We start from the raw sequence: 25885 nt of genomic DNA on the forward strand, positions 1-25885 counted from the left end.
AATTTGTCATGACCCAAGCTATTCGTTACGAAAAAGGCCAGGACGGCATCGTGGTGCTGACCCTCGACATGCCCGGCCAAAGCGCCAACACCATGAACGGCGCGTACCGCGAGGCCATGGCGGCGATGGTCGAGCGTCTGGAAGCGCAAAAAGATGACCTTGCCGGCGTGGTAATCACCTCGGCCAAGAAGACATTTTTTGCCGGTGGCGACCTGAATGAACTGATCAAGGTCGACAAGGCCCACGCCAAGGATTTCTACGACAGCGTACGGGAACTGAAAGCGCAACTGCGCCGCCTGGAAACCCTCGGTAAACCCGTGGTGGCCGCCATCAATGGCGCGGCGCTGGGGGGCGGCTGGGAGATTTGCCTGGCGTGTCATTACCGCGTGGCGCTGGACGACAAATCGGTGCAGCTTGGCCTGCCGGAAGTCACCCTGGGCTTGCTGCCGGGCGGCGGCGGGGTGGTGCGCATGGTGCGCATGCTCGGGTTGGAAAAGGCTTTGCCGTATTTGCTCGAAGGCAAGAAAGTGCGGCCGCAGCAGGCGCTGCAAGCCGGCCTGGTAAATGAGCTGGCGGCGGATCGCGACGAGCTGTTGGCCAAGTCCCGCGCCTGGATCCTGGCCAATCCGGACGCCAAGCAACCGTGGGACAATAAGGGCTACCAGATCCCAGGCGGTACACCGTCGAGCCCCAAAGTGGCGCAGATGCTGGCGATTGCGCCGTCGATTCTGCGCAGTAAGACCCAGGGCTGTTTCCCCGCGCCCGAGAAGATCCTCTGTGCCGCCGTCGAAGGTGCCCAAGTGGATTTTGATACTGCGCACCTGATTGAAACCCGCTATTTCACCGAACTGGTGACGGGGCAGGTGGCGAAGAACATGATCGGCACGTTCTGGTTCCAGCTCAATGAGATCAACGCGGGTAGCTCCCGGCCGCAAGGTTTTGCGCCGTACGTCACGCGCAAAGTCGGCGTGCTCGGCGCAGGGATGATGGGCGCAGGCATCGCCTACGTCAGCGCCAGCGCAGGCATCGAGGTGGTGCTCAAGGACATCAACCTGGCGGCCGCCGAGAAGGGCAAGGCGCATTCGGCGGCACTGCTGGACAAGAAAGTCAGCCGTGGGCAACTGACCGCCGAACAGCGGGAAACCTTCTTGGCGCGGATTCATCCTACGGCCACCGATGAAGACCTGGCCGGTTGCGACCTGATTATCGAAGCGGTGTTCGAAGACCGCGAACTCAAGGCCAAGGTCTCAGCCGCCGCGCAAAGTGTGGTCGGTGCCGACGCCGTGATCGCCTCCAACACCTCCACCTTGCCCATCAGCGGCCTGGCCACGGCAGTGCCGGATCAAACCCGGTTCATCGGTCTGCACTTCTTCAGCCCGGTGGACAAGATGCCCCTGGTGGAAATCATCAAGGGTGCGCGCACCAGCGACGAAACCCTGGCCCGTGGTTTCGATTTCGTACTGCAAATCAAGAAAACCCCGATCGTGGTCAACGACAGCCGTGGCTTCTTCACCTCGCGGGTGTTCGGCACCTTCACCAACGAAGGTATCGCCATGCTCGGCGAAGGCGTAGCGGCGCCGATGATCGAGACTGAAGCGCGCAAAGCCGGCATGCCGGTAGGGCCGTTAGCGGTGTCGGATGAAGTTTCCCTCAGCCTGATGAGCCATATCCGGCAGCAGACGGCGAAGGATCAGCAGGCGGAAGGCAAGGCCGTGCCGACACATCCGGCGACAGCGGTGATCGATCTGCTGGTCAACGAATACCAGCGCATGGGCAAGGCGGCGGGCGGCGGCTTCTATGACTATCCCAGCGGCGGGCACAAGTACCTGTGGCCGGAGCTGAAAAGCCGCTTTGAACGGCCCGACCAACGTATCTCGCCACAGGATGTGCGCGACCGCCTGCTGTTTATCCAAGCCATCGAGACCGTACGGTGTGTGGAGGAGGGGGTGTTGATGTCCACGGCGGACGCCAACGTGGGGTCGATCTTCGGCATTGGCTTCGCGGCCTGGAGCGGTGGCGCGTTGCAGTTCATCAACCAATATGGGCTGAACGACTTCATTGCCCGCGCCCGCTACCTGGCCGAGCAATATGGCGAACGCTTCATGCCGCCCGCGTTGTTGCTGGAGAAAGCCGCGCAAGGTGACGTGTTCCGGTGACTAAGAGGGGCTTGCCTTGAAGGGGCATTTCAAGGCAGGCTCTGGGGTGTGCAATATTCCCATCACCGTGTCAGGTATTTTTTATGTCGCTACGCGTCTGTATCCTGGAAACCGATATCCTGCGTCCAGGCTTGATCGATCAATACCAAGGGTACGGGCAGATGTTCAAGCGCCTGTTCTCCAAGCAGCCCATACCCGCTGAGTTTGTCGTGTACAACGTGGTGAACGGCGAATACCCGTCGGACGATGAAGTGTTCGATGCCTACCTGGTGACCGGCAGCAAGGCCGATTCCTTTGGCACCGACCCATGGATCCAGACCCTCAAGACCTACCTGCTCGAACGTTACGAGCGCGGCGACAAGCTGCTCGGGATCTGCTTCGGCCACCAACTGCTGGCACTGTTGCTCGGCGGCAAGACTGAACGCGCCGGCCAGGGCTGGGGCATGGGCATTCACGACTACAAGCTGGATGCCAAGACACCGTGGATGAGCCCTGAAGTGGAGGAGCTGACGCTACTGATCAGCCACCAGGACCAAGTCACCACGCTGCCGGACAATGCCACGGTCATCGCCTCCAGCGCCTTTTGCCCGTTTGCCGCGTACCACATCGGCGACCAGGTCCTGTGCTTCCAAGGTCACCCGGAGTTTGTCCACGACTATTCCCGCGAGTTGCTGGAGATTCTGCAGACCACATTGGGCGAAAAGGTCTACACGAACGGCGTGGCCAGCCTGGAGCGCGACCACCACGGCGCAACCGTGGCGGAATGGATGATGCGTTTCGTGGCGCACAAGCCCGAGGCCCAGGTTTAAAGCCAGCCCGAACGCTTGAAACTGGCCCACAGGCTGGTGCAACCCACCGCGATAAACCCGAGCACCGCAAAATAGCCGTAGTGCCATTGCAGCTCGGGCATGTTCTGGAAGTTCATCCCGTAGATCCCTGCCACCGCGGTGGGGAACGCGAGAATCGCCGCCCATGCAGCAAACTTGCGCTGCACCACACTCTGGCGCGACGCCTCCAGCAGTACACCGATCTCGATGGTCTGGCTGGCGATATCGCGCAGGGTGGTGAGATCTTCCATCTGCCGTGTCACGTGGATCTGCACATCACGGAAATACGGGCGCATGTTTTTGTCGATGAACGGGAAGTTGAGTTTCTGCAGCTCCTGGCTGATCTCCACCATCGGCGCCACATAGCGCTTGAGCCGCAACACATCGCGACGCAGGCCGTGAATCTTCTGGATATCCCGCTCGCTCAGCGAACTGCACAGCACATTGCGCTCCAGCTCATCGATCTCGGCATGGATCGCCTCGCTCACCGGTTGGTAGTTCTCGGTGACGAAATCCAGCAGCGCATAGAGTACGAAATCTTCCCCATGCTCCAGCAACAGAGGCCGTGCCTCACAACGCTGGCGCACAAAACCGTAGGACGCCGAGTGCCCGTTGCGTGCGGTGATGATATAGCCGTTGCCGGCAAAGATATGGGTCTCGATAAACTCCAGCTTGCCGTTTTCGCGCACCGGTGAGTAGGTGACGATAAACAGCGCATCGCCGAAGGTTTCCAGCTTCGGGCGGCTGTGTTTTTCCAGGGCGTCTTCGATGGCCAATTCATGCAGGTTGAACTGGCGTTGCAGGTTGGAGAGCTCCTGAGCGTCAGGCTCTTCCAGACCGATCCATACAAAGTGGTTGGGTTTGGCGGCCCAGGCCGCCCCTTCATCGAGGGTGATATCCGTGACTTTCTTACCGGCACTGTAGACAGCGGCCGCAACAACTCTACCCATGGTGCTGATCGCTTCTTATTGGGAGGACAGGTGTTGGGCAGCTTAGCCTGAATGGCGTTCCGTTGTAGCTACCGTTGCGGCAAGCTTTTTTGTGGTGAACGAGCTTGCTCGTGCTGGGGGGCGAACCGCTCCAAAGCGTTAAAGAGGGCCCGGTGCCAATTCGCGATCCATCTCCTCTATGCACGCCTCCATCTGCGCATGACACGCCTGCATCAACGCGGGGATGTCATCCGGAGTCATCCCGTTGGTAGGAATCGGCGGCAATGACCGTATGAGCACATCCCCACTGTTCCAGCGATTGAGCTGCATATGTGTCACGTAATTGCTGACACACACCTGCACGATCGGCACACCGGCCGCAATCGCCATATGGAACGCGCCTTTCTTGAACGGCAGCAACCCCTTGCCCAAATTGCGCGTGCCCTCCGGGAACACCCAGATCGACGTGTCCTCATGTTGCAACGTGTGAGTGGTGGTGAGCATCGCACGGCGAGCCTTGTACGCATTGCCCCGGTCGATCAGCACGTTACCCGCCAGCCAGAACAACTGACCGAACAGCGGCACCCATTTCAGGCTTTTCTTGGCGATACACACGGTGCGGTAAGGCACCACGTTACCGAACATAAACAGGTCATAGTTGGACTGATGGTTGGCGATAACCACGCAGGTGCCGGGCTTGTGGCGCAGCGAGTCCACATCGGCCTTTACGTTCAGCCCCAGAATCCACATGGCCGGCAGCGCGTAGAGGCGAGCACACAGGCGACTGTTGTCCGGGTTGAACGGTCGACACAGACCGACCAACACGCCCAGCACACCGGCGACCATAAAGTGCAGGCCCATCAACAACATACGCAGCAGAAAAAGCATCGACACAGCCTATCCGGACAAAAGGTGGCGCAGTGTACGGATGTGCACTGTATTCGGCAATTAGCCCTGTAGAGGTAGGAGATAAGCGATGTTTAAGAGCATGTTTCAGCATCTACCGACACGGGCAGGCTAGAGCGGCTCGATAAGATTCGGATTTGTTTGTAAGAAAAAGCCCGACTCAAGGTCGGGCTCTGGCGTATCAAGGGCAGGACTTAGCTCAGGATATGCCCCTGGTCCTGGATGATTGCATCGTCCAGGGCTTCCAGCAGCGCTTTGCGCACCTTCAACTTGGTGTGTTTGTGAGCATTCATGTTCAATTTCTTCAACTGACGCGCCGCTTCCAGGGCTGCCGCATGCAATTCTTCCGGTGCCACCACCTTGTCGAGGAAACCGGCTTGCAACGCGCCCTGTGGGTCAAACATCTCGGCATTGATCACCGAACGATGGAACGCCGACTTACGCAGACGATCCCGCGCCAGCTCGATACCGGCGTGGTGCATGGTCATGCCGATCGCCACTTCATTCAGGCCAATGCTGAACGGGCCTTCCACGCCAATCCGATAGTCTGCTGACAACAGCAGGAACGCACCCTTGGCCACCGCATGCCCAGGGCACGCCACAATCACTGGAAACGGGTGCGACAACAGACGGCGTGCCAAGGTCGAACCGGACGTCACCAGGCCGATCGCCTCTTTAGGGCCGGCGGTCATCACCTTCAAATCATAACCACCCGACAGAATCCCCGGCGTGCCGGTGATCACCACCACCGCCCGGTCCTTCTCCGCCTGATCCAGCGCTTCATTAAACGCACTGACCACCGCCGGAGAAATGGCATTCACCTTGCCGTTGCTCAAGGTCAGGGTCGCGATACCGTCTTCGAGGTGGTAGGCAATCAACTCACTCATGACGCGGTTCCTTGTAGGATTTTTTATAGAAGGCTAGCTAATAGACGTGCATGCGCAGACGTTACCCACCACGCCCGCCCCGGTAAAGCGCTGTGACTGACTGCCCAGTCAGACTTTTCCCGCATATAGGCGTTTGAAAAGCCGGGGGCAGGGCGCAATCACCGCCCCAGACCCATCCTGCCGATGCCTGAGAATGGCACAATCACCGCCCCTTGCCGGGCGTGGATCGGCATAACCGGCTAACCGCATGAAAATTCTGAAAAAAACCTTTGCCATCAGAAAGGCTTTCGACTACATTAGCGCGCCTCGACAGACTGAACTGGTTTGACGGGATACGGTGAAGTGTCCGAGTGGCTTAAGGAGCACGCCTGGAAAGTGTGTATACAAGAAATTGTATCGAGAGTTCGAATCTCTCCTTCACCGCCAAATTACGAAAACGCAAACCCCTGATTTTCCTAGAGAAAGTTGGGGGTTTGTGGTTTTTGGCGCCTGAAAAATAGCCCCATGGGACCACCATGGGAATGGTGCGCCTTTTTGGTGCATAAATACTGAGCCCATGGACTCGAACGTCCTCGCTTGCGCCAAGAGTCGGTTCGGTCCCACGTGAGCTAGGCTTTCCGCACCGCTCATCAACGACGAATGCCAGTTTGATAAGGCGTCTCTGAAGTTCGTGAGGCCGAATTCCCCACTAGCCCCGCACCAAGCTGTGCAGGCCGTAGAATCAAAAACTGAGTCCTTCTATGAACAAGATGAGCCTACCACCTTTAGTAGGTGAAATCCGCGATGGCAAACTCACGTGGCAGCGCCTCGATAACTTGAATTACGAGTTAATTGGTTATTTTTTGTCCTGCCATCTCATCATTGAGCACTACCTTGATGAGTACCTAAAGTCCCAATACTCCAAACTGGACTGGGATTCCTCTAGGCAGTCGTTTGGGCAAAAAGTCTCGCTTCTTGCTTCAGATGGTTATCCGGAGAAGTACAACTCCATTCCCGCTATCAAGCATATGAACAACCTTCGGAATAAGCTCAGTCACAATATCGACTTCAAAATAGGTAGTGTTGAGTTACTTCCGCTCTCTCAATACCTGAAGAAAGCCTGCGGGCCGGAGTACGTGGAATCAACCCAGCCTAAAGAAATTCTAGAGATGTTTACTTCACTGGTGTGCGTTTGGTTTGCCTCTAGAATCAGCTTTAATGCCAATCAGACAAAGTAAAATAGGGGCTGAGTTCAATCTTTGTACGGCAGCTTTCATTACTGTGGGTTGCCTCATCCATTGTCCCTATACAACCGACCGCTTCGGTCGATCGTGGCATTTGCCGACGGGTGAATAGAACGCCGCTTATGTAAAAAAGCCCCCACACTTAGACTTGGTGTGGCGGCCTTTTTGTGTGCCCTCGTAAACCAGAACCCCCTGGATTGCTATTCCGAAGCCAGGGGAACTGGTCGCTAAAGCTCTAAAGCGACCTGCAGTATTTTCTAGGGTAGCGGAACATCCATTCGCCGGCCTATGACATCCAGCAAGTCACACCCGTCGCGCATTGGAATTGAGCACAGCAAGGCAAAGTCGCTGAGTACCACCGCATCGCTGCCTATCTCACTACGTAGCGCAAGATTCTCAAGCACCTGCGTCACCGAGCGGATTCGATAGTTCGCGGCATCAAGAAGGATTTCCAACGGGACGGTTGTGTCGACGAAAAGGGCGGGTGTGGCGCTGTCGTTGCTGGTGAGTGCTATGTATTGGTTCATGCCTTAAGTCCGTTCACTTAGAGGATGTGAGCCACGCATTTGTCGCCAAACAAAAGGTGGCAGCTGTACGCAGGTTGGCGAACCGGGACAAGAACGGACAAAGACCGGCAGACCCGAAGGTCTCCCACGCACAGCTACCATGAAGCAGCTTATTGCGTGCAGGGGCATCCCGCAAATCTGCCGGGAAGCTTTTGCCATCTTGTAGTCGAGTCGCCAAACCCGGTCGCCCTGTGAGCGACCGTTGGACTATAGGCGGGGTGAATTTGAAGTGGGAGAGTGGCGCTTCTGAATAGGCCGTAGGAAATTGCCCAAATCAATTATCAGGGCCAGTACAGCCGATTCAGTGGATATACACCCGGCCTATTTTCTTCACGCTCAACCGTCGCAGGTTAAGGTGTCTCTTCCGTATTCAATAACGGCCCAACCGACCCAAATGGATAGCTGCCCATTCCGATGCGCAACGGCGCTATCGGGTTCGCTGCGGCGCCTATCAGCAGTACATTGTCGATGACAATGGTTTCCCCTGGCGCACGGTTATCCGCTGCGACGATAAGGTAGTAGGTTCCGCTGTTTTTCACCGTGCCTTTCAAGACCTGGCTGATGACCCCCACGATGCCAGACGCCTTGCCAAAGCCTTCAGCCTGCACATTGCCTTGGGCGTCCATCAGGATCAAATAAGGGTTCAGGGCGTATTTGCTGAATCCCAGGCACGCGTTGACGCACCAAGAGTTAACGTCGATATGGAAGGGTTTATCTTTTATTAAGGCTACGCTGAATAATCGGTAGTTCGACGGGATCCCGTTGATCAGGATGCGCGGTTCTTCGGCCGTGATCTTCCACTGGGGCGGCCGCCACCCTGGGTCGATCGGCATGGGCACCGCTTGAGTGTTACGCATGGCCTCAGAGGGGGTTCGCGCTAACGGCGTGCTGCTGTTTTTGACTTGTTCTTCAAACAGTGTTGTCGGATTGCTTGAACAGGCGGTGATTAACAAACAGCACAGCAATAGAAACAGACTCCGCATTCGTACTTCCCTGTCATTGTCGTTTTCGAGAGGGCAAGACTACCACCCCGCGCGTCAGGCTTGTACGTACACCCAAGCCCTCAACCCCACAGCCACCCCCACCTTTTGACTGCACCGCGTCAGATATGCAGCCACGCCAGGCTGCCCAATACCACTGCCACACCCGCTGCCGCATACGACAGGCGCTTCAACCATTCCCGCCTCGTCAACAACGTAATCGCCGCCAACGAGATCGCGATCTGAATCGCGGTCATTGCCTGGGCCCAGCGGTGATGCTGGTGCAGTGCCTGTTCCGATTTTTCATCCCATTCCTTTGAGGTGGCTTCAAGCGTTTCGGCTTGTTTGCGCACGTCTTCCTTCTGGCGCTTGTAGCGTTCGAGCTCGTCCTTGTAATGCGCTGCATCCACGCCGGGAATGTGAGTGGCCAGTTCCGCAAGGTTCTGCCGGCTGGATTTGGCCTGGTAATAGTTCCACTGGTTCGCGGCTTCGGTCTTGATGATGGCGGCGTTGTTTTTGTCCATGGCCGCTTCACTTTCGGTGGAGCCGGCCTGGTAGCTGAGCATGGCGCCGAGAGTCGCCATGAGGGCGGTCATCACGGCGATGCGGCTGGCGAAATTGTCACCTCGCCCGTGGGCATGTTCGGTGGTGTGCTCGAGGTGTTTTTCGTGGGGGCTGGGGACTTCGAAGGCTTCGGACATGGTGGCGTCTGTGAAGGGACTGAGGGAGTCTGATTCTTCACCAGTGAAGCTGTCTCAATCCTGTACGTAACGCTGCAAACCTTCCACCAGGGCGTCGAACATTACGCGGCAGCGCGGGCTGTTGCGCAGGTCTTCGTGCATCGTCACCCAGGTGTCCAGCCTGAGTGCAACGCCTTCCGGCAGGACTCGGCGCAGGCGTGGGTCGCGCTTGGCCAGTTGGACCTGGCAGCCGCCGATGCCGGCGCCGGCGCGGATCAGGGCCAGTTGCGCCAGGTCGCTGTCGCTGCTGCAGGCGAAGGTGCTGCGTTCGAAGCCCTTGATGGCCAGGCTGCGGATAAACGCATTTTCCTGATCGAAGCCGATCACTGAGTGGCTGGCCAGGTCTTGCATGTGCAGGGGCGTGCCGTGTTTTAGCAGGTAATCATCGCGGGCATGCAGGCCGATTTCGATCAGGCCAATGCGTCGCGCCAGCAGTTGTTCCTGGCTGGGACGGACCATGCGCACGGCGATATCGGCTTCCAGTTGCAGCAGGTCGCTCAGGCGGTTGGTCAGGACCAGTTCGACCCTGAGGTGCGGGTGAGTCTGGCGCAATTGCGTGAGGATCGGCGGCAGCACTTCTACGCCGACCACTTCACTGGCGGACACGCGCACCACGCCGCGCACGTCGTCGCCTTGAGAAGAGGCCGCACGTTCAAGCGCCGCTGCCGTGCGCTCCATGGTTTCGGCGTGGGCGCGCAGGGTGCGGGCCAGTGATGTGGGCAACAAACCGTTCGGTGAACGGGTAAACAGCACCACGCCCAGCGCCGTTTCCAGCGCGGCAATGTGCCGTCCGACCGTGGGCTGTGTAATGCCGAGCTGCCGTGCGGCCCCCGACAGCGATCCCTCCCTGAACACGCCGAGGAACGATCGGTAAAGCTCCCAACCAATAGTCGATGCCATGCATAAATGTATAGCGACTGCATTGTGTTCGGCAATTTATCTATAGCGAGACTGCACACAAAATGGCCACACCAACCACTGTGGGAGAAGGCCATGAAAAAGGTTCTGGTACTGGGTGCAACCGGCGGGATAGGCGGTGAAGTGGCGCGACAGCTGAGTGCTGCAGGCTGGGAAGTGTGTGCGTTGACCCGTGATGTCGACAGAGCCCGCAGCCAGAACGCAGCGTTTACCTGGGTTGAAGGCGATGCGCTCAATCGTGATGCGGTACTGGCGGCTGCCCGTGGGTGCGCGGTCATCGTGCACGGAGTCAACCCACCCGGTTATCGCAATTGGGCGGAGCAGGTGCTGCCGATGATCGACAACACCATCGCAGCAGCCCTCGTCGAAGGCGCCACTATCGTATTGCCCGGCACGGTCTATAACTACGGACCGGATGCATTCCCGGTGTTGCACGAGGATTCACCTCAGCACCCGCAGACCCGCAAAGGCGCAATCCGCGTGCAATTGGAGCAGCGCTTGCTGGACGCCTCTCGTCAGGGGGCGCGGGCGCTGATCGTGCGCGCCGGGGACTTTTTCGGCGCGCGGGTGGCTAACAACTGGTTTGCCCAGGGTTTGGTCAAGCCCGGAAAGCCGGTGCAGGTCGTCAACTACCCAGGTGCCCCGGGTGTGATGCATCAATGGGCGTATCTGCCCGATGTAGCGCGCACGATGGTCGAGCTGATTGAGCGTCGAGCAACCCTCGACGCCTTCGCCTGCTTCCACATGGCCGGGCACGTGGATGCGGATGGCACACAGATGGTCCAAGCGATTCAGCGCGTAATGCTGCGTAGGACGGGACATCAACCGCGCGTCAATCGTTTCCCGTGGTGGTTGCTGAAAGTGGCAGCACCCTTTGTCGTCACCCTGCGCGAGATGCAAGAGATGCGCTACCTGTGGCAAACCCCCTTGCGCATGGATAACCAACGCCTGTTGGCGGCCCTGGGCCATGAGCCGCATACGCCGCTCGAAGCAGCGGTGGAAGCTACGTTGGCCAACCTTGGTTGCTTGCCTGCGCACGCCTGATCAAGCACGCATACACCGCGATATTGACCAGCAGCACCACCGTCCCGAGCGCCAATTGAATCCCAGGGGTCAGCCCCGCCGGGTAGATCAGCGTGAGGATGTAATGCTCGACAAAACCACCGCCGTAACCGTCTTGTCCGGCGAGGTGACGAAGCAGGTTCTCCCACCGGGTCAACGGGCAGGGCAGGTGCAGCACTTCCACCGCCACGCCCCAGGCGGCCGCCGGCAAATGCAGCCAGATTACCCGGCGCCACTTGAGCGCGAGCAAGCCGCCAAACAGCACGAACAGGATAAAGGTGAGGTGAAACAGCACCAGGCTGTCGGCAGCGAGACGGAAGAGCATTGCGGGTACTTCGAAGGGAGGGGACTACAGTCTAAAGGGTTGCTTGCCGGCAAGCGTGGCCGTTATTGTGCTGAATCCTTTTAGTCCTCTCCCAAGGTTCTGTTGCGATGAATGCACCGCGTACCGCAGTCGGTCCAATCAAGGCCGTGATTTTCGATATGGACGGGTTGTTGCTGGATACCGAAGGCATCTACACCGAAGTTACGCAGATCATCGCCGAACGCTACGGCCGTACCTACGATTGGGGCATCAAGCAGCACATCATCGGGCGCGGTGCCCAGGACTTGGCTGACTACGTGGTGAAGGCGCTGGATTTGCCGATCACACCGGCGCAGTTCCTGGAAATACGCGAGCCGCTGATGAGCGAGCGCTTCCCCAAGGCATTGGGCATGCCTGGCGCTGAAGCTTTGGTGCGGCACTTGAAAGCGCACAATATCCCGATTGCGGTGGGCACCAGTTCGTCGCGCAATTCGTTCGGCCACAAGACCACGCTGCACCGCGAATGGTTTGGCCTGTTCGATACCATCGTCACCGCTGACGACCCGGAAGTCGGTGCCGCCAAGCCTGCGCCGGACATCTTCCTCACCGCCGCCCGCCGCCTGGGCGTTGCGCCCGAGGACTGCCTGGTGTTCGAAGACTCGCCGTTTGGCGTCACCGCCGCCAAGGCCGCGCACATGACCGCCATCGCCGTGCCGGATGAAGCCATGGCCGACAGCAAGTACCACCATGCCGACCAGATCATCCGCAAGCTCGCGGACTTTGACCTGGCGGCCTATGGCTTGCCGCCCCGTCCCTGAATCAAACACGGTCAACCCTGTGGGAGCGAGCTTGCTCGCGAAAGCGGTGTATCAGTCGATGTATTCAGTGACCGATATTCAGCCTTCGCGGGCAAGCCCAATCCCACAGGGTTTTGCAGTGTTTAAGAAATACTAGGCGCTGAAGCCACCATCGATGGTCAAACTGGCACCTGTGATGTAACCCGCTTCCGGCCCTGCGAGGTAAGCCACAAAGCTGGCGATCTCTTCCACATGCCCGTAACGCCCCACCGCCATCAGCCCGATCAAGCTTTCGGCAAAATCGCTGTTCGCCGGGTTCATATCGGTGTCCACCGGCCCAGGCTGCACGTTGTTGATGGTGATGCCGCGTGGCCCCAGATCTCGCGCCAGGCCCTTGGTCAACCCCACCAGCGCCGCCTTGCTCATGGCGTACGGGCCGCCACCGCCAAACGGCATGCGCTCGGCATTGGTGCTACCAATGTTGATCACCCGACCGCCGTCACCCATATGCTTGGCCGCTTCCTGGGTCGCGATAAACACGCTGCGTACGTTGATCGCCAACGTCTGGTCAAAATCTTCCAGCCTGAAATCTTCCAGCGGCGCGATGGCCAGCACACCGGCGTTGTTCACCAGAATGTCCAGGCGACCAAAGGCTTCGACGGTGGCGTTGACGGCGTTGCGGATCGCCCCGGCATCGGCGCTGTCGGCGTGGATCGCCAGGGCTTTGCCGCCTTCGCTGATCACGCTGTTCTGCAGTTCTTCAGCCTTGGCGACCGAGCTGACGTAAGTAAAGGCGACTGCTGCACCCTGCGCCGCGAGGCGCTTGACGATGGCGGCGCCGATGCCGCGAGAACCGCCTTGGATCAAGGCGACTTTGCCGCTGAGGTTCTGTGTGGTCATGTCGATCTCCTAGCTGTTCAAGGCGGGATGCCTTGTTGTTGGGGCCGAGTATCGACCTCGCCAGTTCCTCCCGGTAGACCGTGATTGCTATAGTCTGTGTAAACCAAAAGTTTAGAGTGAGTCGATATGGAGAGCTTTGGCAGTATCGAATGCTTCGTGCGCAGCGCTGAAGGCGGCAGCTTTGCGGAGGCTGCCCGGCACCTGAGCCTGACCCCGGCAGCCGTCGGCAAAAGTGTCGCCAAGCTGGAGGCGCGCCTGGGGGTGAGATTGTTCCAGCGCAGCACTCGGCGTCTCACTCTGACCGAAGCCGGAAAACTGTTTCTGGAAGAGGTCAGCGGTAGCCTCACCACCATCCAGAACGCCATGGCCAACCTGGCGAGCGCTGAAGGGCGGCCGGTAGGGACGCTCAAGGTCAGCATGGGCACCGTGTTTGGCAATCGCTATGTGGTGCCACTGCTGGGGGAGTTCATGCAGCGCTTTCCAGACATCAGCCCGGATTGGCATTTCGATAACCGTCAGGTGGACCTGATCGGCCAAGGTTTCGATGCGGCCATCGGCGGCGGTTTTGAACTGCCCCAGGGGGTCGTGGCGCGCAAACTCACACCGGCACATCGGGTATTGGTGGCGTCGCCGGATTACCTGGCGCGACGCGCGCCGGTATTGACCCCAGAGGACTTGGCGCGCTGCACGGGGATTCTCATCCGCTCCCCCCAAACCGGCCGCGTACGCTCCTGGCAGTTGACCAGCACCGAGCGTGAACACCGCCCGCTGGTGCTTAAGTCGAGAATGACCATGAGCGACTCTGAAGCTGCCTGCTGCGCCAGCGCGCAGGGCCTGGGCATCGCCCTAGTGAGCATGCCCATGGCCGTGCCGTTTCTGGACAGCGGCGCGGTGGTGCGGGTGCTGCCCGACTGGTACGTCGACGACGGCAACATCTCCATTTACTACGCCGAACATAAACTGCTACCCGGCAAGACCCGCGCGTTTGTGGATTTCATCATCGAGCAGTTTGCCGAACAGCAGTTGAGCCAGCGTTTTAACGCGGCCAGCCGATGATTTTTTTCGGCCTTGGCGTCGCATAAGTCCTGATCTTCGACGTCGACAACCCCAACCGCACCAGCGATTCGGCGATGGTCACTGCGGCGGTTACGCCGTCCACCACTGGCACGCCGGTGCGCTGGCGGATCTGCTCGTCCAGCCCGGCCATGCCGCCGCAGCCCAGGCAGATCACTTCAGCCTTGTCTTCGCTGATGGCCAGTTCCGCCTGGCGCACGATGGCTTCCATCGCCGCCCGCGGGTTTTCTTCCAACTCCAGCACTGCCATGCCGCTGGCCCGTACCGAGGCACAGCGTTGATACAAGCCGGCCAGTTTCAGGCGGTCTTCGATCAGCGGCACGGTGCGGTCCAGCGTGGTCACCACCGAATAGGCATGGCCCAGAAACATCGCGGTACTGGCGGCCGCTTCGGTGATGTCCACCACCGGCACGTTGAGCAACTCCTGCAAGCCTTCGCGGCCGTGCTCACCGTAGCCGGCCTGGATCACCGCGTCGAACGGCTGGTCGTAGGCCATCACGCGGTCCATCACGGCGATGGCCGCCAGGTAGCTTTCAAAGTTGCCTTCCACCGACTCCGCGCCGAAGTAGGGCGTGAGCCCGACAATCTCAGTGCCCGGCGCAGCCACAGCCCGTGCCTGCTGGGCGATGGTTTCAGTGATGGATTCGGTGGTGTTGACGTTGACCACGAGGATACGCATGGAGTGTCCTTGATTAATGACTGACGTTATCGACTGCAATGCTTTCGCCGCTGACATCGGCGTAGAACGGCTGACGCTTGGCGATCAGCAGGTAGAGCAACCCTGCAATACCAGCGCCAAACATCCAGGAAAACGGTGAAACACTGGCGAAACCGGGCAGCAGCGCCAGGAGAATGGCGATCACGGCTGCGGGAATGAATGCTGCCACCGCGCGTAAATTGACCCCACGGCTGTAGTAATAAACGCCATTTGGGTCTTCGCTATACAGCTGCAACACGTCCACCCGGCTTTTACGGATCAGCCAGTAATCAACCATGATCACCCCATACAACGGCCCCAGCAGGGCACCCAGGCCGGAGAGGAAATACACAATCACCAACGGGCTGTTGTAGAGGTTCCACGGCAGGATCAGCACCGCCACGGTGGCACTGATCAACCCCGCGCGGCGGAAGTTCAGGTACTTGGGCGCCAGGTTGCTCAGCACAAAGGCTGGTGCGACGAAGTTGGCCATGATGTTCACTGCCACGGTAACGATCAGGAACGCCAGGCAACCGAGCACCAGGAAAAAGGTGCTGGGAATGGCCGCGATGATTTCAGTGGGGCTTTCGATCACCCGGCCGTTAAGCTGGAATTGCCCGCCGCACAGCAGCACGGTGATCGCGGCAAACACCAGGATATTCACCGGCAGGCCCCAGAAATTGCCGACCTGGATGGTCTTGCGGCACGGCGAAGAGCGGGCGAAGTCGCAGAAATTGAGGATCAGCGTGCCGTAGATCGCCAGCCACAGCGCGCCACCGGCAAAGATATTGCGCCACATCTCGCCGCCGCTCAGCGGGTCGCGGATCGACCAGGCGATGTTCCCGCCCGTCTGGAAGTACATCCAGCCGGCCAGTGACGCTACCGTCAGCAGAATCACCGGTCCGGCGAAGCCTTCGTAGCGGCGCACCATCTCCATGCCGTAGGCCAGGATCACCAGCTGCACCAGCCAGATCGTCACAAAACAGGCCCAGCCGAGGGACGACAGGCCCAGGATCGAGTTGTGGTCATAGTCGGCAAAACCTGGATGAATTGCCGTCAGCAACACGCGGAAAACCACCGAGGCCAGGTAGGTCTGGATACCGAACCAGGCAATCGCAATCACTGCGCGGATCAACGCCGGAATCTGCGCGCCATGGATGCCGAAGCTGATTCGACTCATCACTGGGAACGGCACACCGGTCTTCTGCCCCATATAACCCGACAGGTTCATGAAGAAGTACACCAGCGCCGCGCCGATACCCAGGGACAACAGAATCTGCCAACCGCCCAGACCCAAGGCATACAAGCCAATGGCGAAGGAATAGTTGGCGATGTTGTGCACGTCGTTGGTCCACAGTGCAAAAATGCTGTAGCGCCCCCAGCGTCGGCCTTCGACCTTGGTCGGGGCCAGGTCTTTGTTGTGCAGCCGTGGGCTCAGCACCAGGGGGCCGGGGCTTGTCGCTTCGGGGTTGAGGGGCGAGGAGGGCAGATCCAGTGCGATATTGTTCGAGAGGCTTGGACGCATTCCGGCAGGCTCCAGCGCATCGGCAGCCAGGCCGCAGATGGCAAAGTGTATGTATGTTTTGTATTTATTGTATACAAAGCGCATTTCACCTTAAGCCACTTACGTGCCAGTTTTTGATCTATGAAAGCTGGAGGTAATTTCCTTTTTGCATGTTCTCGAAATAACTATCTGAATTACAAACGATATAAATTGACCGTTTGAACAGCTATTTATTTTGCTGTGGGAAGCGTGCGATGCACGGTGGGAAACTGCGGGCGGATAGAGGTGTTACGTTAGGGTGCGGATCACAGGAAATTGCACACATAAATGCCACCTATGGTTACATCTGTGTGTACACCTTCAGCGTTAAACACATAACAAATGTGGGAGCGGGCTTGCCCGCGATGACGGAAAATCAGTCACGCAGATAGCGACTGATCCACCGCGATCGCGGGCAAGCCCGCTCCCACATTGATTACTTGATCGCGAAGCCCTTAGGCCTTGCTGATGATGTTCCCGGCATGCAGGCCGCATTCCTTCTGCGTGGCTTCTTCCCACCACCAGCGACCTTCGCGTTCATGCTGGTTTGGCAGCACCGGCCGGGTGCAGGGCTCGCAGCCGATGCTGATAAAGCCGCGCTCATGCAGGCTGTTGTACGGCAGCTCCAGCATGCGGATGTAACCCCAGACTTCCTCACTGGTCATCTGCGCCAGCGGGTTGAACTTGTACAGCGTGCGTTCCGGGGTGGAGAAGGCTGTGTCAATTTCCAGCGCCGCCACTTGGCTGCGGGTACCGGGACTCTGGTCACGGCGCTGGCCGGTGGCCCAGGCATTCACGCCTGCGAGTTTGCGGCGCAGCGGCTCGATCTTGCGCACGCCGCAGCATTCGCCATGGCCGTCCTTATAGAAGCTGAACAGGCCCTTCTCTTTGACGAAGGGTTCCAGCTTGCTCTGGTCCGGCGAGATCAGCTCGATGTCGATTTTGTAGAACTCGCGTACCTGCTCGATGAACCGGTAGGTCTCCGGGTGCAGGCGGCCGGTGTCGAGGCTGAATACCTTGACGTTCTTGTTCAGCTTCCAGGCCATGTCGACCAGCACCACGTCCTCGGCACCGCTGAAGGAAATCCACAGGTCATCACCGAACTGGCTGAACGCCAGCTTGAGAATATCCTGGGCGGATTTGTTGGCGTAAGTCGCGGCGAGTTCAGCGACGTCGAAGGCTTGGTTCATCAGGACGGTTCCTACAGGTCAGTGGCGCTGAGCGCTCTATAGGGGAGCGATGGTATCAAAATCCGCTCTGCGTTGCGGCGGTGAGCTTGAATCGCTAGAGTTCGGCAGTCCTTTTGCTCGCTCAACCAACAAACTACAAATGGGAGTGTCTTGTGGAAATTGCCTGTCTCGACCTGGAAGGGGTGCTGGTTCCGGAAATCTGGATCGCCTTCGCCGAAAAAACCGGTATTGAATCCCTGCGGGCGACTACCCGGGACATTCCCGACTATGACGTGCTGATGAAGCAACGCCTGCGCATCCTCGACGAACACGGGCTCAAGCTCGCCGACATCCAGGCAGTGATCGCCACTCTCAAGCCGTTGGACGGCGCCATCGAATTCGTCAACTGGCTGCGCGAGCGCTTCCAGGTGGTGATCCTGTCCGACACCTTCTATGAATTTTCCCAACCCCTGATGCGCCAACTGGGTTTCCCGACCCTGCTGTGCCATCGGCTGATTACCGACGACACCGATCGCGTGGTCAGTTACCAACTGCGCCAGAAAGATCCGAAGCGCCAATCCGTGCTGGCCTTCAAGAGTCTGTACTACCGGGTGATCGCCGCCGGCGACTCTTACAACGACACCACCATGCTGGGCGAAGCCGACTGTGGGATTCTGTTCCATGCGCCGGAGAACGTGATCCGCGAATTCCCGCAATTCCCGGCGGTGCATACGTTCGAGGATCTGAAGCAGGCGTTCATCAAGGCGTCGAATCGGCCGTTGAGCCTGTAGGTTTTTCGCCAAGGCTGGTGGCCCCTTCACAGGCAAGCCAGCGCCCACACGTGAACAGGTTTACACGTCAAAATGTGGGAGCCGGGCTTGCCCGCAATGAGGTCCTTACAAACACTGTAATTTCAGACGCCAGCCAGCAAGCGCTCATAAGGAATACTTAAGCCTTCATGCAGGCGCTTGATCATCGACAAGCTCAGCTTGCGCTTGTGATTCAATACTTCGGACACACGCCCGCTTGTCCCGATGAAAGGCTCAAGATCCCGAGCGGTCATGCCCAATTGCTCCATGCGAAATTTAATCGCTTCCACCGGATCCGAAGGTGGCATTGGATAATGTTCTGCCTCGTATTTCTCTATGAGGACTGCAAGAATTTCGAGCTCGTCACCTTCCGGTGAGCCGACTTCGGCTCCCCATAGCTGCTCGACGCGCGTGAGTGCCGCGGTCAGGTCTTCCTGGGAATGTATAGGTTTGATGTTCATCACACGGTCTCCGCGTTGATCTGGTCGTACTGCGCATGCGTCCCCACGAAACGTATGAACCCAAGCTGGCGCTGATAATCGATCGCCATGATCACTCGATATTTGTTGCCGCCCACGTTGAAGGCAACCCTGCCACCTTTCAGGATACTTGCCGCTCTAAGCTCTGCTTTGAGTGCTTGCGGCGTTGGGTAAGTGGCTTTCTCCAAATGACGGTACAGTTCGACCAGCGGTGTTTTGGCGTCGGAACAAGCTGAGTGGCTTTCCCAGAATATTCGTAGGGTTGAGAGAGCGATTATGCGCATCGCTTCATCCTCCCAATTTGGGAGAATATAGGCGCGGTTGGATCGAGATGCAATCTCGGAAACAATTTCTTAAGAGTAAGCAGTCGGTTCATGTGATCCCTCACAGACGGCTAGTGGACGGTCCGAGCCGGACGCTATCGTCCAGCTCGAATGTCGTCCATAGACGTTCTGATTCAGGTTTTTTCCTGCCGGGCGGCTTTGCGTCCGAGAGCCAGGAGGGGCTTGGCGACTACAGGTTTTCCAAAGTGTGTAACAACACCTTCACCTTGGTCAGCGACTCCTGGTACTCCGCTTCCCACTGCGAGTCCGCGACAATCCCGCCGCCCCCCCAGCAACATACCTGCCCATCCTTGACCAGCAGGCTGCGGATGGCGATGGAGCTGTCCATCTCGCCACGCACGTCCAGGTACACCAGCGAACCGCAGTACAACCCGCGTCGCGTCGGCTCCAGCTCGTCGATGATCTGCATCGCGCGGATCTTCGGCGCGCCGGTGATGGAGCCGCCGGGAAAGCTGCCGGCGATGAGGTCGAGGGCGTCTTTGCCGTCGGCCAATTCGCCGATAACGCTGCTCACCAGGTGGTGCACGTTGGGGTAGCTTTCCAGGTTGAACAGTTCCGGCACGCTCACCGAGCCGGTGCGGCAGGTGCGGCCGAGGTCGTTGCGCAGCAGGTCGACGATCATCAGGTTTTCGGCGCGGTCTTTGGGACTGGCCAGCAGTTCGGCGGCGTTGGCGGCGTCCTCTTCGGGCGTCAGACCGCGTGGGCGAGTGCCTTTGATGGGGCGGGTCTCGACGCGGCGCTCGCTGACATGCACGAAACGCTCGGGCGACAGGCTCAGCACCGCGCCGTCGTCCGGCAGGCTCTGGAACCCGGAGAACGGCGTTGGGCAGGCTTCGCGCAGGGCGCAGTAGGCGACCCAGGGATCGCCGACACACGACGCACGGAAGCGCTGGGCAAAGTTGACCTGATAGCAGTCGCCGGCCTGGATGTAGTCCTGGATGCGCACGATTGCCTGGCGGTAGGCCTCACCGGTGAGGTCCGGGGCCATGGGGCCGTTAAGTTTGAAGGTCGCCGCGTTGTCGGCTACCGGCCGGCCGAACAGCGTGATCAAGCGTTGCCGCTCTGTCTCCGCCAGTGCGGGATGAAACACAAGCTGGCTGGTCCGGGCCTGATGATCACTGATCAGCGCCCAGGCATACAGCCCGAAACGCGCATCCGGCAGGTGCAGATCGTCCACGGCAAGGTGTGGCATTTGCTCAAGGTGCCGGCCGAAGTCATAGCTCAAATAGCCGATCAGGCCGCCGGCAAACGGCAGTTCACACCCGGTGGGCAGGTCTGCTTTCCCCAACTGGGTAAGGCTTTTCCGCAAGCGTTGCAGGAAGTCACTACCACTTTCGTCAGGTGAAACCGTCAAGGTTGCACGTGGCCAGGCACTTAACACGTCATACCGCCCACGCTCGGCTGCCGGTCGCCCGCTATCCAGCAGCACCGCGCCAGGCGCATGGCGAATCGCCGCAAAATACTCGGCGGGGTTAGCCCGATAGGGCAGCGTATATACGGAGCAGGTCGACATGCGGGGTGGATCAGCTAATGGCGCGGGGGAGGGGATTGTAGTCCCCTGTAGGATTTGCTCCTAGAGGGGATGTCGGGGATAAGGCGATGAAAAGTCGCGTTAACCTTCTACGGGCGGAATATGCCCAAACATTTCCTGCGCAAACTTCACCCGCTCCTCCGGCGTTTCCGTCACGCCAGCGGCGTTCAGCTCTTCCAGCCGCGCCTCTACTGCATGAGTTCGCAGGGTCAAACCGCAGTCGTTGGCGATCTGGATATTCAGCCCCGGCCGCGCATTCAGCTCAAGAATCAGCGGACCTTTTTCCTGGTCCAGCACCATGTCCACGCCGATGTACCCCAGCCCACACAACTCATAGCAACCCGCCGCAAGCTTCATGAACCCGTCCCAGTTGGGCAGTTGCACGCCATCCACCGCGTTGGTTGTGTCGGGGTGTTTGGTGATGATGTTGTTGAGCCAGGTGCCGCGCAGGGTCAGGCCCGTGGCGAGGTCCACACCCACGCCGATGGCGCCTTGGTGCAGGTTGGCCTTGCCGCCCGATTGACGGGTCGGCAAGCGCAGCATGGCCATCACCGGGTAGCCCATCAGCACGATAATGCGGATGTCCGGCACGCCTTCATAGCTGATGCTCTTGAAGATCTGGTCAGGCACCACGCGGTACTCAATCAACGCGCGGTCGCGGTGGCCGCCGAGTGAATACAGGCCGGTGAGGATGCTGGATATCTGATGTTCGATCTCTTCGTGGCTGATGATCTTGCCGGACACCGTGCGATAGCGCCCTTCAAAGCGGTCCGCCACCACCAGGATGCCGTCACCGCCGGCACCTTGCGCTGGTTTGATCACGAAATCGCTGCGCCCGCCGATGATCTCGTCGAGCTTGTCGATTTCCTTCTCGGTGGAAATCACCCCGTACATTTCCGGCACATGGATGCCGGCCGCCAGTGCGCGTTCCTTGGTGATGATCTTGTCATCCACGATGGGGTACAGGCTGCGCTTGTTGTACTTGAGCACGTAGTCGGCATTACGCCGGTTGATGCCCATGATTCCCCGCGCTTCCAGCGCCTTCCAGGTCTTCCAGAAACCGAACATTACTGGTCAGCCTTCAAGAAGGCCTTGAAACGCACCAGCTCGGTCAAGCGGTAGCCGCGATAACGACCCATGGCCAGCATGAAGCCCACCAAAATCAGCAGGATGGCCGGGAAGGTGAATACAAAGTAGATCAGCTCCGGCACGCTCATGATCAGGTGCGCCAGGGACGCGGCGAACAGCGTGCCAATCGCCACCTTCAGCGCATGGTTGGCGCCACGCTCTTCCCAGGTGATCGACAGGCGTTCGATGGTCATGGTCAAGATCACCATCGGGAACAGCGCCACCGACAGCCCGCGCTCCAGCCCCAGTTTATGGCTGAACAGGCTGATGGCCGCGATCAGCACTACCACGAACGTCAGCACCACCGACAGTCTTGGCAGCATCTGCAGCTTCAAGTGTTCCAGGTACGACCTGAGGGACAGCCCCAGCGCCGTGATAATCGTAAACAGCACAATCCCGAAGCCCAACTGCGTCTCTCGGAACGCCAGGGCGATCAGCACCGGCGTGAACGTGCCCAGCGTCTGCAAGCCGATCAGGTTGCGCAGGATCAGGATCACCAGCACACCGATCGGGATCATCACCATGATCATGAAGGTCTGCTGGGTTTGCAGCGGCAGGCCATACAGCGAGTATTCGAGGAAGTTGGCGTCGGTGTTCTCGTCGGTCAGCTTGGCCAGGCGAATGGCGTTCATCTCGCTGTTGTTCAGGCTGAAGGTTACCGTGGCTTTCTTGCCGCCATCGACGGTGATCAGGTTTTCATCGCCGGTCCACCACAGCAGGCGGTCGGCGGGCAGGCCTTGTTCGCCGGTTTCCGGGTTGAAGTACAGCCAGTCATTGCCGTTGAAGCTGCGCAGCCACAGTTCCGGGGTTTGCGGCTGGTCGGCGACCAGGCGGATGGTGTGGACCTTTTCCACCGGCACGTGGGCGATGGACAGCAGCAACTCGACGATCTTGGCCTTGTGCGGCGTAGACGGATCGCCCGCCAGCAACAGCTTCACGTTGTCATCGTTGAGGTTGTTGGTGCGCTTGATGGCTTCGCTGATAAACGTCTCGACGTCGGCCGAGTGCTGGCGGATCGGCGCCAGCAGGGCTTCGGCAGCGATCTTTTCCGGGCCTTCCACGGCAATGCTGTCGCGGAAGGTCGGGCCCTTGATCTTGACCTTTTCACCGCTGTAACGCTTGGTGAGGACCAGGCGGTAATACAGGGTCTGGTTGCCCTTGGCGCGGCGGGCCGACCAGGTCACCTTGCGGTTGCCATCGGTGCGGTTGACGCTCACGCCGTAGTTGTTCGAGATGAAGCTCTCGTTGAGGCTGACGAAGTCGCGGCTCAGGGGCGGCACGAACATCTGGATCTTCACCGGGTCTTTCGGGCTGGCGACGAACTCGACCTTGGCGTCGATGTTCCACAAGTCGTCGGTGGCGTCCTCGGTGACGGGGATCCCCAGCACGAAGATCTGGTAAGCGGTGACCGAAATACCCAGCACCACCAGGATGGCGATCAGGATTTTCAGGTGCAGGGTCAGAGAGCGCATTCGGTTTACTCGGCGGTATGAGCGTCGGCGGCGCAGGCGGGTTTGCCTGCTGCGTATTTAAGACTGGGGTCGACCAGCGCATCAAAGCGTTTCAGCGCTTCGGAGCCGATCAGCAGCGGGTATTGGAAAGCGCTGCGGTCAGTCAAGTTCACTTCGATGCTGCGTAAAGCAGTGCCCATGCAGATATCCAGGGCAATCACCGGACGGGCGGTGTAGTTCTTGTCCTCATCGGGGTCGTAGTCACCGGCGCGGCGCTTGATCTTGCTGACGCGGGCCAGGGGGCGTTCGATGGGGTGGGAATGGGCGGTGTCGATGGCCAGGTAGAAGCGCACCCAGGATTCGCCGTTGCGCTTGAAGCGCTTGATATCACGGGCACTGAGGGAGGCGGTCTTGGCACCGGTGTCCAGTTTGGCGGCGACTTCCAGGTCGATCCCGGCCAGTTGGGCATATTCGTTGAGGCCATACACGGTCTTCTCGGCGGCAACGCCAAGGCCCGGTGCGGTCAGGAGGCAAGTCAATAAAAGGAAGGGCTTGAGTCTCATAAATCCCGAGGCGGTGCAGTGCGATGTTCAATTCAAGGCGACTGGCATTACTGCGCAAGCTCCCTCGTGCGCCGTTTCATCTCGCGATGTCAGGCAAAAGTGGCGTGCATTCTAACATGATGCTTTTTTGGCGCCAGCGCTGGCAGGCGGCCATGCTCTGGAAGAGTGCAACAGCGGTTATTAGACGATTGTCGACAATGTGCATTTATTCTTTGACTATCCAGGGCTGATTGGCTAGTTTTTGCGGCATTGCTTTTAAAGGTGTCGACAATATGCTGGATCAGCTGGAATCCCCAGTGGTGGCGCAAGACGATTCCCAGACCATGTCCGAGAACGTCTTCCGGCGTATCCAGGCCGCCATCGTCAAGGGTGAGATCGCGCCCGGCAGCAAGATTTCCGAGCCGGAACTGGCGCGCACCTACGGCATCAGCCGTGGGCCGCTGCGCGAGGCGATTCACCGCCTGGAAGGCCAGCGCCTGCTGGTGCGCGTGCCGCATGTCGGCGCGCGCGTGGTTTCGTTAAGCCATGCCGAGCTGGTCGAACTCTATGAAATCCGCGAATCCCTCGAAGGCATGGCCTGTCGCCTGGCCGCCGAGCGCATGACCGACGCGGAAATCGAAGAGCTGCGCCAGGTGCTGCACACCCACGAACGCGACGAAGCCTTCCAGGCCGGCCTCGGTTATTACCAGCAGGAAGGTGACTTCGACTTTCATTACCGGATCATTCAAGGCGCCGGTAACCGTACTCTGACCCAAATGCTCTGCGGCGAGCTGTACCAATTGGTGCGCATGTACCGCATCCAGTTTTCCGCCACCCCCAATCGTCCACGCCAGGCCTTTGCCGAGCACCACCGCATTCTTGACGCGATTGCCGATCGCGACGGTGAACTGGCCGAACTGTTGATGCGCCGGCATATCGGCGCGTCAAAACGCAACATTGCCCGTCACTTCCCGGACGGTACTGCCCAATCACGAGGTGAATGATGAGTTCCAATAATAAGACGACTCCAGGCCAGCGTTTTCGTGACGCGGTCGCCAGCGAGCATCCTTTGCAGGTGGTCGGTGCGATCAACGCCAACCACGCTCTGCTGGCCAAACGCGCCGGGTTCAAGGCGATCTACCTGTCGGGTGGCGGCGTAGCTGCCGGTTCCCTCGGCGTGCCGGACCTGGGCATTACCGGCCTGGATGACGTGCTGACCGACGTACGCCGCATCACCGACGTGTGCGACCTGCCGCTGCTGGTGGACGTCGACACCGGCTTCGGCTCCTCGGCGTTCAACGTGGCGCGCACCGTCAAGTCGATGATCAAGTTCGGCGCGGCTGCGATCCATATCGAAGATCAGGTGGGCGCCAAGCGCTGCGGTCACCGTCCGAACAAGGAAATCGTGTCCCAGCAGGAAATGGTCGACCGCATCAAGGCCGCCGTGGATGCGCGCACCGATGACAGCTTCGTGATCATGGCGCGCACCGATGCCCTGGCCGTCGAAGGTTTGGAGTCAGCCCTGGAGCGCGCCGCCGCTTGCATCGAGGCCGGCGCCGACATGGTATTCCCGGAAGCCATCACTGAACTTGAGATGTACAAGCTGTTCGCGTCCCGTGTGAAAGCGCCGATACTGGCCAACATCACCGAGTTCGGCGCCACGCCGCTGTACACCACCGAACAGTTGAAATCTGCCGATGTTTCCATCGTGCTGTACCCGCTCTCGGCCTTCCGCGCCATGAACAAGGCCGCCGAAAATGTCTACACCGCGATCCGTCGCGACGGCACCCAACAGAATGTGATCGACACCATGCAAACCCGCATGGAGCTTTACGATCGCATCGATTACCACACCTTCGAGCAAAAGCTCGACGCGCTGTTTGCAGCCAAGAAGTAACAAACAGCCTCCCTAATAAATTCAAG

General features: G+C 59.2%; 27 protein-coding genes and 1 tRNA gene. 10 read left to right on the plus strand and 18 right to left on the minus strand.

Features of this window, described 5'->3' with window-relative positions; all coding sequences use genetic code 11:
- The first annotated feature begins 8 nt into the window (after window positions 1–8).
- Both AC4PS7_RS09880 and AC4PS7_RS09885 read left to right on the plus strand, forming a co-directional pair.
- The gene (locus AC4PS7_RS09880; RefSeq protein WP_045791727.1) at window positions 9–2156 is read left to right on the plus strand and encodes a 3-hydroxyacyl-CoA dehydrogenase NAD-binding domain-containing protein; all 2148 of its coding nucleotides are present in this window, start codon (window positions 9–11) and stop codon (window positions 2154–2156) included.
- An 83-nt stretch (window positions 2157–2239) separates the two neighbouring features.
- Window positions 2240–2965: an amidotransferase gene (locus tag AC4PS7_RS09885; RefSeq protein ID WP_010208438.1), complete on the plus strand. Its 726-nt coding sequence runs from the start codon at window positions 2240–2242 to the stop codon at window positions 2963–2965.
- Here the strand turns inward: AC4PS7_RS09885 and AC4PS7_RS09890 are convergent.
- The 3 genes from AC4PS7_RS09890 to AC4PS7_RS09900 all read right to left on the minus strand — a co-directional run bounded on the left by AC4PS7_RS09890 (window position 2962) and on the right by AC4PS7_RS09900 (window position 5705).
- Window positions 2962–3933, minus strand: a complete 972-nt coding sequence (locus tag AC4PS7_RS09890) for a magnesium and cobalt transport protein CorA (protein ID WP_010208441.1) — start codon at window positions 3931–3933, stop codon at window positions 2962–2964. The two genes, AC4PS7_RS09885 and AC4PS7_RS09890, sit on opposite strands and share 4 nt — an antisense overlap.
- A 138-nt stretch (window positions 3934–4071) precedes the next feature.
- The gene (locus AC4PS7_RS09895; protein ID WP_485621173.1) at window positions 4072–4800 is read right to left on the minus strand and encodes a 1-acylglycerol-3-phosphate O-acyltransferase; all 729 of its coding nucleotides are present in this window, start codon (window positions 4798–4800) and stop codon (window positions 4072–4074) included.
- 212 nt (window positions 4801–5012) lie between these two features.
- Window positions 5013–5705: a crotonase/enoyl-CoA hydratase family protein gene (locus AC4PS7_RS09900; protein WP_010208444.1), complete on the minus strand. Its 693-nt coding sequence runs from the start codon at window positions 5703–5705 to the stop codon at window positions 5013–5015.
- A 336-nt stretch (window positions 5706–6041) separates the two neighbouring features.
- Between AC4PS7_RS09900 and AC4PS7_RS09905 the strand changes: the two genes are divergently transcribed.
- Window positions 6042–6131, plus strand: a tRNA-Ser gene (locus tag AC4PS7_RS09905).
- Between the two features lie 314 nt (window positions 6132–6445).
- Window positions 6446–6922 (plus strand): hypothetical protein, encoded by a 477-nt coding sequence (locus AC4PS7_RS09910; RefSeq protein ID WP_078734300.1) that lies wholly within the window; start codon window positions 6446–6448, stop codon window positions 6920–6922.
- A gap of 263 nt (window positions 6923–7185) precedes the next feature.
- Here AC4PS7_RS09910 and AC4PS7_RS09915 read toward each other — a convergent pair whose 3' ends face one another.
- The 4 genes from AC4PS7_RS09915 to AC4PS7_RS09930 form a co-directional block, all read right to left on the minus strand.
- A complete protein-coding gene (locus tag AC4PS7_RS09915; protein WP_010208447.1) occupies window positions 7186–7455 on the minus strand; it encodes a hypothetical protein in 270 nt (89 codons plus the stop codon).
- A 389-nt stretch (window positions 7456–7844) separates the two neighbouring features.
- The gene (locus AC4PS7_RS09920; RefSeq protein ID WP_010208448.1) at window positions 7845–8477 is read right to left on the minus strand and encodes a hypothetical protein; all 633 of its coding nucleotides are present in this window, start codon (window positions 8475–8477) and stop codon (window positions 7845–7847) included.
- A 119-nt stretch (window positions 8478–8596) separates the two neighbouring features.
- Window positions 8597–9175 carry a DUF4337 domain-containing protein gene (locus AC4PS7_RS09925; RefSeq protein ID WP_010208449.1) on the minus strand — a complete coding sequence of 193 codons (579 nt, stop codon included), beginning with the start codon at window positions 9173–9175 and terminating at the stop codon, window positions 8597–8599.
- A 54-nt stretch (window positions 9176–9229) separates the two neighbouring features.
- Window positions 9230–10114, minus strand: coding sequence for a LysR family transcriptional regulator (locus AC4PS7_RS09930; RefSeq protein WP_198831722.1), 885 nt, complete (start codon window positions 10112–10114; stop codon window positions 9230–9232).
- A 93-nt stretch (window positions 10115–10207) separates the two neighbouring features.
- Here AC4PS7_RS09930 and AC4PS7_RS09935 point away from each other — a divergent pair, with 93 nt between their 5' ends.
- Window positions 10208–11176, plus strand: a complete 969-nt coding sequence (locus AC4PS7_RS09935) for an NAD-dependent epimerase/dehydratase family protein (protein ID WP_047540268.1) — start codon at window positions 10208–10210, stop codon at window positions 11174–11176.
- Here AC4PS7_RS09935 and AC4PS7_RS09940 read toward each other — a convergent pair.
- A complete protein-coding gene (locus AC4PS7_RS09940) occupies window positions 11136–11519 on the minus strand; it encodes a DUF2784 domain-containing protein (protein ID WP_010208452.1) in 384 nt (127 codons plus the stop codon). The genes AC4PS7_RS09935 and AC4PS7_RS09940 overlap by 41 nt on opposite strands.
- A gap of 107 nt (window positions 11520–11626) precedes the next feature.
- On the opposite strand from AC4PS7_RS09940, the gene AC4PS7_RS09945 reads away from it, so the two are divergent.
- Window positions 11627–12316 (plus strand): HAD-IA family hydrolase, encoded by a 690-nt coding sequence (locus AC4PS7_RS09945; RefSeq protein ID WP_010208454.1) that lies wholly within the window; start codon window positions 11627–11629, stop codon window positions 12314–12316.
- 132 nt (window positions 12317–12448) lie between these two features.
- On the opposite strand, the gene AC4PS7_RS09950 is transcribed toward AC4PS7_RS09945, so the two are convergent.
- On the minus strand, window positions 12449–13195 hold the full coding sequence (locus AC4PS7_RS09950) for a 3-oxoacyl-ACP reductase family protein (RefSeq protein WP_069673242.1): 747 nt from the start codon (window positions 13193–13195) through the stop codon (window positions 12449–12451).
- A gap of 126 nt (window positions 13196–13321) precedes the next feature.
- Between AC4PS7_RS09950 and AC4PS7_RS09955 the strand changes: the two genes are divergently transcribed.
- The gene (locus tag AC4PS7_RS09955; RefSeq protein ID WP_044287679.1) at window positions 13322–14251 is read left to right on the plus strand and encodes a LysR family transcriptional regulator; all 930 of its coding nucleotides are present in this window, start codon (window positions 13322–13324) and stop codon (window positions 14249–14251) included.
- Here AC4PS7_RS09955 and AC4PS7_RS09960 read toward each other — a convergent pair.
- The 3 genes from AC4PS7_RS09960 to AC4PS7_RS09970 all read right to left on the minus strand — a co-directional run bounded on the left by AC4PS7_RS09960 (window position 14232) and on the right by AC4PS7_RS09970 (window position 17699).
- A complete protein-coding gene (locus AC4PS7_RS09960) occupies window positions 14232–14948 on the minus strand; it encodes an aspartate/glutamate racemase family protein (protein WP_021491510.1) in 717 nt (238 codons plus the stop codon). The two genes, AC4PS7_RS09955 and AC4PS7_RS09960, sit on opposite strands and share 20 nt — an antisense overlap.
- A gap of 13 nt (window positions 14949–14961) precedes the next feature.
- Complete coding sequence (locus tag AC4PS7_RS09965) at window positions 14962–16491, minus strand: NCS1 family nucleobase:cation symporter-1 (RefSeq protein WP_047540275.1); 1530 nt, start codon at window positions 16489–16491, stop codon at window positions 14962–14964.
- 473 nt (window positions 16492–16964) lie between these two features.
- Window positions 16965–17699: a phosphoadenylyl-sulfate reductase gene (locus AC4PS7_RS09970; RefSeq protein WP_010208461.1), complete on the minus strand. Its 735-nt coding sequence runs from the start codon at window positions 17697–17699 to the stop codon at window positions 16965–16967.
- A 152-nt stretch (window positions 17700–17851) separates the two neighbouring features.
- Here AC4PS7_RS09970 and thrH point away from each other — a divergent pair, with 152 nt between their 5' ends.
- Window positions 17852–18469 (plus strand): bifunctional phosphoserine phosphatase/homoserine phosphotransferase ThrH, encoded by a 618-nt coding sequence (gene thrH, locus AC4PS7_RS09975; RefSeq protein ID WP_010208462.1) that lies wholly within the window; start codon window positions 17852–17854, stop codon window positions 18467–18469.
- A 122-nt stretch (window positions 18470–18591) separates the two neighbouring features.
- Here thrH and AC4PS7_RS09980 read toward each other — a convergent pair whose 3' ends face one another.
- The 6 genes from AC4PS7_RS09980 to rloA all read right to left on the minus strand — a co-directional run bounded on the left by AC4PS7_RS09980 (window position 18592) and on the right by rloA (window position 23983).
- The gene (locus tag AC4PS7_RS09980) at window positions 18592–18948 is read right to left on the minus strand and encodes a helix-turn-helix domain-containing protein (RefSeq protein ID WP_010208463.1); all 357 of its coding nucleotides are present in this window, start codon (window positions 18946–18948) and stop codon (window positions 18592–18594) included.
- Entirely contained in the window at window positions 18948–19250 is a 303-nt protein-coding gene (locus AC4PS7_RS09985; RefSeq protein WP_047540280.1) for a type II toxin-antitoxin system HigB family toxin, read from the minus strand. The genes AC4PS7_RS09980 and AC4PS7_RS09985 overlap by 1 nt, the downstream gene beginning before the upstream one ends.
- Window positions 19251–19479: 229 nt before the next feature.
- Complete coding sequence (gene pabB / locus AC4PS7_RS09990; protein ID WP_010208466.1) at window positions 19480–20823, minus strand: aminodeoxychorismate synthase component I; 1344 nt, start codon at window positions 20821–20823, stop codon at window positions 19480–19482.
- Window positions 20824–20922: 99 nt separating this feature from the next.
- On the minus strand, window positions 20923–21909 hold the full coding sequence (locus tag AC4PS7_RS09995; RefSeq protein WP_010208468.1) for an alpha-L-glutamate ligase-like protein: 987 nt from the start codon (window positions 21907–21909) through the stop codon (window positions 20923–20925).
- Window positions 21909–23441, minus strand: coding sequence for an osmotic stress tolerance membrane protein RloB (rloB, locus tag AC4PS7_RS10000; RefSeq protein WP_010208469.1), 1533 nt, complete (start codon window positions 23439–23441; stop codon window positions 21909–21911). The genes AC4PS7_RS09995 and rloB overlap by 1 nt, the downstream gene beginning before the upstream one ends.
- A 5-nt stretch (window positions 23442–23446) precedes the next feature.
- Complete coding sequence (rloA, locus tag AC4PS7_RS10005) at window positions 23447–23983, minus strand: retropepsin-like aspartic peptidase RloA (RefSeq protein ID WP_021491515.1); 537 nt, start codon at window positions 23981–23983, stop codon at window positions 23447–23449.
- A 272-nt stretch (window positions 23984–24255) separates the two neighbouring features.
- Here rloA and AC4PS7_RS10010 point away from each other — a divergent pair, with 272 nt between their 5' ends.
- Window positions 24256–24966: a GntR family transcriptional regulator gene (locus tag AC4PS7_RS10010; RefSeq protein ID WP_021491516.1), complete on the plus strand. Its 711-nt coding sequence runs from the start codon at window positions 24256–24258 to the stop codon at window positions 24964–24966.
- The gene (gene prpB, locus AC4PS7_RS10015; RefSeq protein WP_021491517.1) at window positions 24966–25859 is read left to right on the plus strand and encodes a methylisocitrate lyase; all 894 of its coding nucleotides are present in this window, start codon (window positions 24966–24968) and stop codon (window positions 25857–25859) included. Before AC4PS7_RS10010 ends, prpB begins: the two co-directional genes overlap by 1 nt.
- Window positions 25860–25885 lie beyond the last annotated feature (26 nt).

The sequence above is a fragment of the Pseudomonas sp. DW-iso3 genome, from assembly GCF_058725305.1.